The sequence below is a fragment of the Spiroplasma chinense genome (genome assembly GCF_008086545.1).
GTDB classification, from domain to species: Bacteria; Bacillota_I; Bacilli_A; order Mycoplasmatales; family Mycoplasmataceae; genus Spiroplasma_A; species Spiroplasma_A chinense.
This window is the reverse complement of sequence record NZ_CP043026.1, coordinates 236,085-248,887: the sequence shown is the minus strand read 5'-3', so window position 1 is coordinate 248,887 and position 12,803 is coordinate 236,085. Positions and strand designations below refer to the sequence as shown.

Here is a 12,803-nt window from a genome sequence, read left to right as displayed (position 1 = left end):
AAAAACACAATTCTTTTTTATTCTTAATAGTAATTTTTTCGTTTTTTTTGTCAATTATTATTATGTTAAAATTAAAATATTGAACTGATTTTTTATAGTTCAAAAGAAAAGAGTAGTGAAAAAAATGGGAAATAAAGAAACTGTTTTTAACTCATCAGTTAAAAACAAAAAGGATTCTTTTTTCAAAAGTATAAAAAAAGGATTAAAAAGTGATTTAAGAAATCATTTAATTCAATCTTTAAAGGATAGATGATTTCTGTCTACAATAATATTTTTAATCACCTTAGCAGTTTCTCTTTTATTAATTGCAAATATTAAAAATATAGAAATGATAACACAACTTTTGGTTTCAAAGAGTGTTGTGGATGTAGTTTCAAACGAAGATTCTTTAGATAAACTTAAAGAATTATTGGTAAGAAACGGAATTAAACAAAGTGATATAGATTTAGCTATGTCTTTAATTGGAGATAGACTTGATGATTTAGATAAAGATGCTTTTATCCAAGATATGATAAAAACCTTCTTTTATTCAAATGTTAATTACAATGGAAAAGATCTATACATAACATTTTGAAGTATGGATTTAACTTTGTATAAACTTATCTATATTATGATTGCAGATATTGGTGGAATCTTATTAGGTTCTTATGTTGTATTTGTAATTAGTGGGTGAGTTGCTCAAGCATATGAATCAAAGATTAGAAAACAATTAATTGAAAAATTAATTGACCAAGATGTTCACTATTTTAGTGAAAATAAAATTGGAGAATTAATTGGAACTTTAGTTAAAGACAGTCAAGTATTGTCAAAACATGTAAAAGAAGCTCCAGTAAATTATTGTCTTTCATTTGTAACGGTGGCAATTTCATGTGCTATGTTATTTCACATAAATTGACAGTTAGCACTTTGTATTTTTGCACTTTTAGGAATTTGTGTTGGTTTAGTTTTACTTTTCATTCTTATTACAAATCAAAGTACTAAAAATATTCACAAGTTATCTCAAAAACTTGATAATGACTTGAATGAAAAAGTTTATAGCATTAGATTAATCAAATCTAGCGGTACTTTTAACCAAGAAAAAGATGCTTTCAATAGACAAATTTATGAAGTAGATAAAAAAAATAAGGCTAAATTATTCTTATCAGAAGTTTCAAACGGATTGATAATTGGAGGTATTGGAAGTTTTGCAATGGCATCAATTATCTTTGGACTATTCTTGTTCTACAATGAAACTCAATCATTGATAAGTATTATGACAGCATTTGAAACTGGAGTTGTTGTTATGACGCTTCCAATTATGCAATTAAGACAAGTAATTGCAGATGAACCTGCAGCTAGAATATCTGCAAGAAGTGTTACTTCAATATTAAATTCAATAATAAATATCGAAAAAAGTAGTGATTTATTGTTTGAAGAACAAGTTACTTCAATTAAGTTTAACAACATTACTTTTAAGTACCCTGGTGACGAGAAAATAATTTTAAAAGATTTAAATATAAAACTTGAAAAAAACAACAAGTACGCCTTTGTAGGGCCTACAGGGAGTGGTAAATCAACTATTGCCAAACTTATCTTAAGATTTTATGATCCTTCAACTGGTGAAATAGTAATTAATAACAATTCAAAATTAAATAAAATAGACTTAAAATCATGGCTAGATAAGATTGGTTATGTAGACCAAGAACCTCAAATTTTAAGTGGAACAATTTATGACAATATTGCATATGGTTTACAAGATGTTAGTGAAGAAAAAGTGATTGATGCTGCTAAAAAAGCCAAATTACATAATCTAATTATGACTTGACCCGATGGTTATAAAACAGTTCTTTATGAAAGAGGAGCTCAACTTTCTGGTGGTCAAAAACAACGTCTTGTAATTGCAAGATTAATATTAAAAGACCCAGAAATATTAATTTTAGATGAAGCTACAAGTGCTTTAGATAACTTAGTTGAAGCAGAAATTCAAGCAGAACTTGAAAAATTAATGGTTGGAAGAACTACTATTTCAATTGCTCATAGATTAAGTACAATTAGAACTTTTGATAAAATCTTTGTAATTGAACCTGGTGTTGGAATAGTTCAAGAAGGAAAATTTGATGAACTTATCAAAGCAGAAGGTTTATTCAAAAAATTATATGAAACTTCAAATTAAAAAAAATCCTGTAAAGGATTTTTTTATTATTCAGTTACATTTAATTTAAATTTAACAGCCACTGTTTTTAAGTCTTTTCAGTTTTCAATACCATATAGATCAAAATCTACTTCTTTTGTGAAATAAATCATCAATTCTTTATCATCTTTACTTAAGGTGTCTCTCCAATGTGAAAGACCACCAATTGTTTCAAAATCAATAGTATTGTTAGCATCAACAATATCATAACCTTTAGAGTCATTTGCTATTCAAGTTTTATATCATCTTTCTTTACCACTAAAGTCATCATAATAGTGAATATCATTTCCACTATAAATATCATATTCACAATAATCATGACAACCATTTTCTTTTGTGATTGTAGTTTTTAACTCTTTAATTAATGAATTTAAATCATCAGTGTTTTTTATAACTTGTTTATAAATTTCGTTTAATCAACCAGTATCTTTAGAAGATATGTTTATTTTGTTTTTCATTTCAATAAATTTATTAGTTCTTGGAGTAATGTTGATTTTAAAGTCTACTGAATCATCTTCATCTTTAAACATATAACTATTTTCTTTTGCTTTTGATTTAACTATAAAGCTTGAAGATTTTGAATTTTCTTGTGAAAAATCAAAGTCAACTTGTTCAATTACAGCTCTTGAATCTTCATTTTTAAAATCATTTAAGAAATTTGCTTTATATTCTTTAAAGCTTGTATATGTAAATTCTGTTTTATCAACAGCTTCTTTGTAAGTTGTTGAATCTTTTAAAAATAGACCATTGTCAATTACTTTAAGATTTTTGTAAATTGAATCATCTTTCATAAATCCAGAATAAATACCTGAATAAATTTCATTTGCATCAAATGATTTTTCTTGTTTAGTTCTTGAATAACCTGCAATAGCTTTTAAAACAGGTAGAGGTTTTGCATCTTTATTAAACACCCCTCTATTTCATCATGAATTTCCTGTCATAAAACTTTTTTGGTTTTCTTCATTCAATGGTTCTGAATAAACAATTCCTTCTCTTGTAGCTCAACCACTTTTTCCAGAAAATATTCAAGCAGGTTCTCATCAGTAGAAACCAGTTTTTGCGTTTGGTAACGCTTTACTTGATGCTTCCATAACTGATTGAACTAATTTTATTTGTGCTCCTGAATTTGTTTTAACTTGTGCTTGGTAATCTTTTGTTTGAGAACCACTAATATCACCAACTTCATTTGTTGAATCAAAAGTATAAGTTGCTGCAAACTCAGAAACATATGAGTTTAGACCAAATTTCTTTTTCAATCCAGTCATAATATCAAATAGTTTTACTGCAGATCCATTTCAATCTGGATAATGAGTAATTCCAATTTCATCTACTCAATCTTTATTTTTACCTTCATTTAGGTATTTCCCTACAATTTCAATAAAACGTTTTGGTGATGGTGTTCCATCAATGTGAATTGCTTTTTTTACTTTTGTATTAGATTCAACTTCAAATTGTTCTACTCCTTTTGCAGCTCAATTTAAGTAATCAGCTGTATTTACAATGTTTCTTCATCCGCTTGGAGCATTGTTTTCAATACTTCAAAATGCTCCATTTGTTATTTCATTTCCCAATTGAACTATTGATGGTGCAAAACCAAGTTCTTTTTTAAATTTTGTAAGTGAATCATAAGTGTATGTTTGAATTGCATTTTTCAATTCAACTTCATTTAAACCTTCTCAAGCCTTTGGCAGATATTGTCTATTTGGATCTGCTCAAAAGTCTGAGTAATGAAAATCTAACACAACATCTTTTATACCAACTTTTGCAGCTTCCTTTGCAATTCAAATGTTTGTGTCCATATCATTATGTCCACCCCCATATGAATTACCATCCTTATCGTAAGGATTGTTTCAAACTCTTAATCTGATTGAATTAATCCCATTTTCAGAAAGTATTTTCATTAAATTATCTTTTTTGCCGTCGAAATTGTAATATACATTTTTTTGGTCTTCTGATAAAACATTATAAGGTGTAAATTTTCCATCCTTCATTGTTGATTGTTCTAAAATTTCAGCATAAGATGAAATATCTGCACCTTTAATCATTTCGTCGTTTTTTACTTCAATATTTTTAAATACATTTCTGTATCATTGTTCATTATCTTTAACTGATAAATTAACAGCAGCAGCTCCAACTGCTCCAATAACTGCAGATGATGCAACTATTGAACTTATTATTATTGAAGACTTCTTTAATTTAGCCATTATTTGCACCTCCTTGGTTTAACAATACTACAACACTTAATGTTGAACAAAAGCTTAATGCTTTAGTATAGTTATTTTTTTGCTTTTGGTATTTAAAAACTAATAAATTGATAATTGAAAATAACACCAAACATGAATATAGTCCATAAAGTGATGTAAATACAACTCCAACAATTAAAATTGAGTCTCTTCATGTATAAACTCTATTTGAAAGAGCCCCTCTTAATCCTGAATATTGTGAAAACAAATCAATTATTAACATCACAATTGATCCAATAACTAAAGTCACATAACTTGTCAGTATGTAATTTTCATTCCCCTCAATTTCAGATAAACTAAATTTTTCTTTTTTTACCAACTCTATTATTTCTAATGCAATTGGCAATACTAAAATATTTTGTAACATAAAAATATACTTTAACTTTGAGTTTAATGTATATCTAAGAACAAATGAACCTAGAATTAAACTCAAACCTAATATAGTTATTTTTAAAACTAATTGATAAATAAATATATTTGCATAACTTTCTTTAAATAAAAAGAATATGTTTAAAAAAATAAAAAACATCGTACTTAATATTAAAAGTGCAAAAATTACATAAAAATTTGTTTTAAAGTAGTTTTTACTAATCATATTAATTCCCCTCAAATATTAATGATAATTATTTTGAGATGCGTTGTCAATAGAATAAAAAAAGGAAGGTCTAAACTTCCTTTTTGAAATTCTTTTTCACTTTATCTTTAGGTTTACCTATAAATTTATCTAAAAACCAAGCTGTTATAAACATCACAGAACCTGTAACAATTATTGTTCCACTTATTCCAAGATATATGAATAACATACCTGTAACAAAAGTTGCAGAACCTTCTGGTGCATTAAAGAACGGGATTGCTCCAATTCAAAACAATACAAACCCAACTATTAAACTTGAAATATTTCCTATAAAAATTAGTGTGTTATTTTTAGAATTTATAAATACAAGTTGAACCACAATAAACACAATACCAATTATACAAAAAGCTAATATTGATCTTCCTAAATCAGCTATTTCTTTTAAAGTGTCTCCTATAAAACTTCTAAGTCAATCACCAATATATTTAAATAAATCTAAACCACTATTTACAAGCGGTTCTATTCCAATTAACATGACAGAAAAAGTCATTATAGGTATTAGACTTGTCAATAAAAAATATTGACCAATATTGTTTAGTGTTTTTGATGCTCGTTTCATTTCATTACCTCACTCTATTCTCTTAAAAATTATACAACAGACATAAAAAAAATATCCTTTCGGATATTGCAGTTTCTTGGATGGTGGTTTTGGACGGAATTGAACCGCCGACACGTTGAGCTTCAGTCAACTGCTCTACCAACTGAGCTACAAAACCAATAATAATGGCGACCCCAACGGGACTCGAACCCGTGATCTCCTCCGTGACAGGGAGGCGCGATAACCAACTTCGCTATGGGGCCAAAATGGTTGCGGGGGCAGGACTTGAACCTACGACCTTCGGGTTATGAGCCCGACGAGCTACCAACTGCTCCACCCCGCGATAAATGGCGGAAGATGAGGGATTCGAACCCCCGCTCGGGTTTCCCCGACTCTCGGTTTTCAAGACCGACCCCTTCAGCCAGGCTTGGGTAATCTTCCGTTTACTGATTCTGTCCCTCATAATTCGAAATATATTAGAGTCAAATTATGGTGGACCTTATTGGACTTGAACCAATGACCGTCCGGTTATGAGCCGGATGCTCTAACCAACTGAGCTAAAGGTCCATTAAAAAATAATATATGGTAGCGGGGAAGAGACTTGAACTCTTGACCTCCCGGGTATGAGCCGAGCGCTCTAACCAGCTGAGCTACCCCGCCATATATGGTGGACCCGAACGGGATCGAACCGTCGACCCCCTGCGTGCAAGGCAGGTGCTCTCCCAGCTGAGCTACGGGCCCATATATAAAATAAATATTAAATTAAATGGTCGGGAAGACAGGATTCGAACCTGCGACCCTTCGGTCCCAAACCGAATGCTCTACCAAGCTGAGCCACTTCCCGAAGTTGATGAATATTAAGCTTAATATTCATCGATTGTTTTCTTGCTGGCGCGCCCTAAGGGACTCGAACCCCTAACCTTTTGATCCGTAGTCAAACGATCTATCCAATTGATCTAAGGGCGCATGATTCCAAAAACAATCAAGAATATTATAATATAAATTCTTAAATTGGTGCCAAATTTTCAAATTCGACAATATTTATTATAACAAACAATTTTGATTTGTATATAACTTTTACAAAAAAAATAAAAATAATTTCTTTTATAGTAATAAATATCGTCAATTCTACGGGTTAGCTGTGTGCCGGCGTTTCTTATCGATAACCAGCATATTAATAATATCAATAAAACAACAAAAAATATAAATTATTTTTATTTTATTTGCAATAAAAAAAACACCCAATTTAGAGTGTTAGTTTCAATTTGGAGGTACCAGTCGGAGTCGAACCGACGATCAGGGAGTTGCAGTCCCATGCCTTAGCCTCTTGGCTATGGTACCATTACCTAAACTATTATAACTAAAAAAAATTAGTTTTTTTATGTAAAAATAAAAAAAACTAATTTTATATACAAAGCTTTTTATAGTAATTTTTTGTCCAAAATATAAAAAAAATAAACAACTAGTGTTTATTTTTTTGAAATTAAACTTTTGTAGCAACTATTTTGTTAAATTCATCAACTAGGTAGTTATCAATTACTTCATCAAAAGTAAATGAAGTTCCTATGTCAGTTGGCATAAATCAACTTGTAATTGTTGGTGATCCAAAGTAGTATTCACCAGTGTCTTCATCGGGTTCCATAACCCCTTCAATAATGTTTTCTAAAGGACTTGTTGACCCTGTTTCATCAACTATTAAGTATTGATTATCTTCTTTTAATAAGTAGTTAATGAAATCGTAAGTTAATCTTAAGTTTCTATTTTTTTTGCTAATTACCATGTTATCTGTTCAAATGTTTGTGTTTTGAATTTTATCTTCAAAACCTTCAGTTTCCACATTAGCTTCAGGAACCCCTGTAAGCCCTTTTAGAGATCATTCTTCTTCTTCTCCAGGTACTGTTGGTTCTTCTTCTACTGCTGGTGCATCTTCATCTTCGTCACCCTCTGGTTCATAATCTTCTGAAAGTGCTCAAATAGCATCACCATTATACATAACAGCAACATCATAGTCACCAATAGCTACTTTATCAATTAATTGGTCCCCATAAATTCCAACATTTTTTGGAGCCAATAAAGTTTTAACTTCCGCTGCAGCTGCGTCAACTTGTTGTTTTTTTGACAATCCGTTAACTTCACTTGAATCTTCTGGTTTTACATTACCATATAGTTTTTCAAATGCATACATAAATACATTTTTAGGATCTTCGTTTAATGCTAGGTTATAACCTTTATTTGCAGCTTCTCAAAGTAAACTTCAAGAAAGACTTGCTTCATCAACGATATATCCGTTTGTGTCATCATGAATTGGGTCATCAGAAGTTTTTACAACTCCTTTGTCAATTAATCATGTCATTAGACTTGAATTTGTTGTATTAAATACAAATCTAACATCTCCTCAAATATAAGGAATTGAATAATCAATTGCAGTTTTGTCTCCCTCTTCATCTGTAATTTTAATGTCTGCCATTACTTCATTTACAAGAGCTTCATTAATTGTGTTTGCTTCGTATTCTGGGTCGTTGTTAATATCTAAATCACAACTACTTGGTCCATTATATCAACTTGAACTGTCAACTGTTGGTAGACATTCTCATTTGATAGGTTGTAATAGACCTTCATTACCCATTTTTTGTACCATATAATCACTTGGTACCATTAAGTCATAGTTAAAAGTATAGTTTTTATTATATAAACTTTCGTTTGAATCATATTGTTGGTAGTTAACTTTAACACCATATTCTTTTTCAAAGTTTGTAATAACGTCCATGTCAATGTAACTTCCTCAGTTACCAACAACTAAATCATAAATGTTGTTCATGATATATGCTGTTGTTATTAAAGAGAATGAAGATACTAAAATTGTTCCCATTGTAATTGGTTTTCATTTTTTAGCTATTCATCTTCCTTTTGGTGCTACATAATCTTCTGCAAGCACATCAGGGAAGTGTTTTTTCATTTTTTTAGTTGTCTCTTCTTGAATATCATTTAGTTTAGCTTTCGCAGCTTCAATTTTTCCATAATATGCATCTTTTACAAGTTCCATTTTTTCTTTTCTTTCAGCTTGTAAAATATCATATTGTTCATTGAAGTTTTCAATGTTTTCTTTGTTCGCTTCAAGTTTTGCTATTTTTTTATCTATTGATTCTACAATTGATACTTGTTTTAAAACTAAAGCTTTTTGTTTTTGAAGTTCTTCATATTTTACTCTTGAGATTTCTTCGTTTTTAGTTTTTAAAACTTCTAATTTTTCAATAGTCATTCTTAGTTTTAAATTAACTTTTCCTTCAATTAATTCACTTCTTTTTGTTTCTAAGACAGCTATTTTCTTTTTATATCAGTTTAATTGTTTTTTATCATTTTGATCTAATGCATCCATTTCAACTCTTAAAGTATTGATTTGGTCTAAAACATGACTTGCTTTTTCCTTTGCAATTTCATCTCTGTTTGCAATTCAATCTAATTCACCTTGATATTTATCAATTTTTTTATCAAGTTTGTAAACTACTGATTCTAATTTTTTAATTTTCTTTTCATTATCTAATTTTGAAATTTTTAACTCGATTTGAGCTTTTTTCTCAACTAATTTTGCATGAATTGTTTTAAATCTTTTTTCCTCTTTAATTTCATCAGTTAATAATGCTTTTTTTCATTCTAGTTTTGAAATTTTTGAGTTATTGTTTTTGCTATTTAATCTTTTAATTTGAAGTTGTAATGTATTGTATTTCATTCATTTAAATAAATTTTTACTTCTTCTAGTTTTTAACTCTGTATCAATACATGCTTGTCAAACTGCAATTTTATTTTCAAGAGCAGTTCTTAATTTAATTTTGTAATCACCTTTTTTTAACAATTCTTTATTTAAAGTAGATTTTTGATCTCCAATTTCAATTGCATTTCAAACTAAAATAATAAAAATAATAGCTGCAACTAAAATAGTTCCAAAAGCATTAATATAAGGTTGCATTCTTTTTGCAGTATATATGAATGTTGAAACGTTTGTTTGATCTCCTCCAGTAAAGTAAGAAATAATAAAGTCATCAAAACTCATTGCAAAACAAATTGCAGCACCAGTAATAATACTTGGTAAAAGAATTGGTAAAACTACTTTAAAGAATGTTTTTGTTGGAGTTGAACCTAAATCTTTAGAAGCATCTAAAAGATTTTTGTCTATTCTCAACATAAATGGAAGAACTGTAACAATAACGTAAGGTACGTTAAATGAAACGTGTGCTGCCAATAATGAAACTATTCCAAATTTCATTCCAGAGAAAATAAAGATTAGCATTAATCCAACAGCTGTAATAACATCAGCATTAACCAATGGAATGTTAGCTATTCTAACTCATTTATCTCTAACTTTTCTTCTTGATTTTGCCAACCCAATTACTGCTAACATTCCAATTATTATAGAAATTATAGTTGACATCATAGCTACAAATAATGAAACTATGATTGATTTTACAAACGGTGAGTTTGCAAGGAATGAAGAATATCATTTTAAACTAAATCCTTCAAATCTATTAAGGTTTGAGCCACTATTGAATGAAAATATGATCATTACAGCAATTGGCACATAAATTAAAAGTAATATTATTGCGAAGTAACTTGCTTTGAAGAACCTTTTCATTTTCTTGACCCCCTTATCTCAAATTTATTAGAAATTAATTTTGTAACCCCCATTATAGCAAATAATAATATTGCCAATGCAACAGCAACTGTTGCTCCAAATCCAAAGTCAGTTCCTTTGAAGAAGTAGTTTTCAATAATGGTTGGTATTAAGTTAATTTTTCCATCACCCATATATCTTGGTATTAACAAAGCAGTTGATGCTTGAACAATTACAAGTGTAAATGCTGCAAATACTCCTGGAAGTGATTGTCTAAATGTTACATGTCAAAAAGCTTTTGCTTTTGATGCTTTTAAATCAAGTGCTGCTTGATAAAAAACAGGGTCTTGATTTTCAAGTCCATTATAAATTGGAGCTAAAGCAAATGGTAAAAACATATATACCATTCCTAAAATTACTGCAAATGGAGTTCCCAGAGCAGTTCCTCCTAATAGATAGAATAAACTTCTTAATCCTAAGATTTTTAAGATCATACTAATTCAAATTGGCATTGTTAAAATAACTCAAATATTTTTTGCCATAATTTTGTTTCTCAAGTTTGCCATCATTAAAGCAATTGGATATGCCATAGCAATAGTTAAAATACTTGAGATTACTGCATAAAGCATTGAAAGTCCTAAAACAGACATAATACTTCCTGAAGTAAAGAATCTTGAAAAATTAGATAAATCTAATCTAAATTTAGTACTGTTCCCTGAAGGTTCAATAATTGCAAATAAAATAATTCCAATTAATGGTAGTACTACTAAAATAGCCATAGTTAAAATAAATGGCAACATTATTGGTCAAATCTTTCCTTTTAAAGATTTGACAATTTTAAAGTTAGCGACTTTTTCTTTTAAGCTGATGTCTTTGAAAACAAGTTCATCGTTTGTTCCGATAGCTTCAATGTCTTCAATAGCTTCAAGTTCAGTTTCAATATCAATGTTGTCTTTTTCTTCTACAACAGTTGGTTCTTGAAAGTCCAATGCGATATCATCAACGATTGGATTGTCTTTTGAATTATTCATCAATTTCCTTTCACATTACATGTAAGTCGCTTGCGTCTCATTTAATTGAAACTTTTTTGTCAAAGTCATGATATTCAGTTGTGTGAGCTGTATAAGTTCTATTTTCACATTTAATTGTGATTTCATAGTGAACCCCTTTAAAGATAATGTTTTCAACAATTCCGTCAAAATATCCTTTTCCTGGTTCTGCAATTTTAATGTCTTCTGGCCTTATTACAATATCGATATTACTTTCGTTTTCCCCAAATCCTTTATCTGCACACTCAAATTCTTTTCCATCAAATTTTACCAATAGGTCTTTTACCATTTCTCCATTATCAATGATGTTTGAAACTCCAATAAAGTTTGCAACTCATCTATTCTCTGGTTCATTGTAAATTTCCTCTGGTGTTCCAATTTGTTGGATTGCCCCTTCGTTCATAACAACAACTCTATCACTTAGAGTTAAAGCCTCTTCTTGATCATGAGTAACTAAAATAAATGTAATTCCAATTTCTTCTTGTAGATCTTTCAATTCATTTTGCATTCTTTTACGTAATTGTACGTCTAATGCTGACATTGGTTCATCTAAAAGTAAAATTCGGGGTTTCAAAACAAGTGCTCTAGCTATAGCAACACGTTGTTTTTGTCCCCCACTTAATTCATGAACTCTTTTAGTTTCATGTCCTTCAAGTGAGAATTTTTTAATGTACTTCATAACTTCTTTTTCGATTAAGTCTTCTTTCATTTTCTTAATTCTTAATCCATAGGCAATGTTGTCATATACGTCATAATGAGGGAATAGTGCATAGTTTTGGAAAATTGTATTAATCTGACGTTTATTACTTGGGATAGGAGTTAAATCCTTTCCTTCAAATAACAAATCTCCGATTTCTTGTTTTTCACGGCCACCAATTATATTTAATGTTGTGGTTTTTCCACAACCAGAAGGTCCTAAAAGAGTTATGAATTCTCCTTCATGGACATTAAAACTTACACCTTTCAACACAACTTTTCCATCGTAAGTTTTTGTTAAATTACGAATTTCTAAAATGTTGTTATTTTGTTTCATCAGTGTTTCTCCTCTAAATAATCAAATATATGATTGTAATCGCGTAATCCTATTATATTACGCAATCAGGGAGAGCATCTCAGTCTCGAGTATCTTTTCAAATCATTCGGTTCTGGTGATAACTACATCTAACCATTCAGTGATTATATATTGTGAAATATTTATCGATTTAATCAGTTTCATGTAGTATCTCCTATTCGAATTTATCAAAATAATTATAAAGGAATAAATAATAAAATGTTTTTTATTTTTTTTATTTTGCAGAAAAAAAGTCTACTAATTAGACAAGTAGATTTTTTGTTTTAATTAACCTAATATACTGTAAACACCATTATTTATTTTTAAATTTAAATGATTTAAAAGTATCTTTAACTCAGGTTTTAGAATAATTTATCTTTTTAATAAATATCTTCTTCCTCTTCTTTTTCTTTTTTCATACTACACCATCAATTCAACTGTATGTATATTTAGTAGATTTTTTAATTGTGTATATGAAACTTGCGATTGACTGAGAAAAAAGAAAAAAAGTA

At 29.3% G+C, this 12,803-nt stretch carries 7 protein-coding genes and 10 tRNA genes; 1 reads left to right on the top strand and 16 read right to left on the bottom strand.

What is annotated here, in order from left to right; all coding sequences use genetic code 4:
- Positions 1-124 precede the first annotated feature (124 nt).
- Positions 125-2,152 (top strand): ABC transporter ATP-binding protein, encoded by a 2,028-nt coding sequence (locus SCHIN_RS06335; RefSeq protein WP_166507812.1) that lies wholly within the window; start codon positions 125-127, stop codon positions 2,150-2,152.
- A 26-nt stretch (positions 2,153-2,178) separates the two neighbouring features.
- On the opposite strand, the gene SCHIN_RS01195 is transcribed toward SCHIN_RS06335, so the two are convergent.
- The 16 genes from SCHIN_RS01195 to potA all read right to left on the bottom strand — a co-directional run bounded on the left by SCHIN_RS01195 (position 2,179) and on the right by potA (position 12,273).
- Complete coding sequence (locus SCHIN_RS01195; RefSeq protein WP_166507811.1) at positions 2,179-4,374, bottom strand: glycosyl hydrolase 53 family protein; 2,196 nt, start codon at positions 4,372-4,374, stop codon at positions 2,179-2,181.
- Complete coding sequence (locus SCHIN_RS01190; protein ID WP_166507810.1) at positions 4,367-5,008, bottom strand: hypothetical protein; 642 nt, start codon at positions 5,006-5,008, stop codon at positions 4,367-4,369. The genes SCHIN_RS01195 and SCHIN_RS01190 overlap by 8 nt, the downstream gene beginning before the upstream one ends.
- 70 nt (positions 5,009-5,078) lie before the next feature.
- Positions 5,079-5,606 (bottom strand): hypothetical protein, encoded by a 528-nt coding sequence (locus tag SCHIN_RS01185; protein WP_166507809.1) that lies wholly within the window; start codon positions 5,604-5,606, stop codon positions 5,079-5,081.
- Positions 5,607-5,687: 81 nt separating this feature from the next.
- Positions 5,688-5,763: transfer RNA gene (locus tag SCHIN_RS01180), tRNA-Phe, on the bottom strand.
- Positions 5,764-5,771: 8 nt separating this feature from the next.
- Positions 5,772-5,848 (bottom strand) — tRNA-Asp (locus SCHIN_RS01175).
- 4 nt (positions 5,849-5,852) lie between these two features.
- A tRNA-Met gene (locus SCHIN_RS01170) sits at positions 5,853-5,928 on the bottom strand.
- 5 nt (positions 5,929-5,933) lie between these two features.
- Positions 5,934-6,026 (bottom strand) — tRNA-Ser (locus tag SCHIN_RS01165).
- Positions 6,027-6,075: 49 nt separating this feature from the next.
- Positions 6,076-6,152, bottom strand: a tRNA-Ile gene (locus SCHIN_RS01160).
- Between the two features lie 16 nt (positions 6,153-6,168).
- Positions 6,169-6,245: transfer RNA gene (locus SCHIN_RS01155), tRNA-Met, on the bottom strand.
- Positions 6,246-6,250: 5 nt separating this feature from the next.
- Positions 6,251-6,326, bottom strand: a tRNA-Ala gene (locus SCHIN_RS01150).
- A gap of 26 nt (positions 6,327-6,352) precedes the next feature.
- Positions 6,353-6,429 (bottom strand) — tRNA-Pro (locus SCHIN_RS01145).
- Positions 6,430-6,474: 45 nt separating this feature from the next.
- A tRNA-Arg gene (locus SCHIN_RS01140) sits at positions 6,475-6,551 on the bottom strand.
- 300 nt (positions 6,552-6,851) lie between these two features.
- Positions 6,852-6,926, bottom strand: a tRNA-Cys gene (locus SCHIN_RS01135).
- 142 nt (positions 6,927-7,068) lie between these two features.
- Positions 7,069-10,212 (bottom strand): spermidine/putrescine ABC transporter permease/substrate-binding protein, encoded by a 3,144-nt coding sequence (potCD, locus tag SCHIN_RS01130; protein ID WP_166507808.1) that lies wholly within the window; start codon positions 10,210-10,212, stop codon positions 7,069-7,071.
- A complete protein-coding gene (potB, locus tag SCHIN_RS01125) occupies positions 10,176-11,222 on the bottom strand; it encodes a spermidine/putrescine ABC transporter permease (RefSeq protein WP_166507807.1) in 1,047 nt (348 codons plus the stop codon). Before potB ends, potCD begins: the two co-directional genes overlap by 37 nt.
- Complete coding sequence (gene potA / locus SCHIN_RS01120; RefSeq protein WP_166507806.1) at positions 11,215-12,273, bottom strand: spermidine/putrescine ABC transporter ATP-binding protein; 1,059 nt, start codon at positions 12,271-12,273, stop codon at positions 11,215-11,217. The genes potB and potA overlap by 8 nt, the downstream gene beginning before the upstream one ends.
- Between the last annotated feature and the right edge of the window lie 530 nt (positions 12,274-12,803).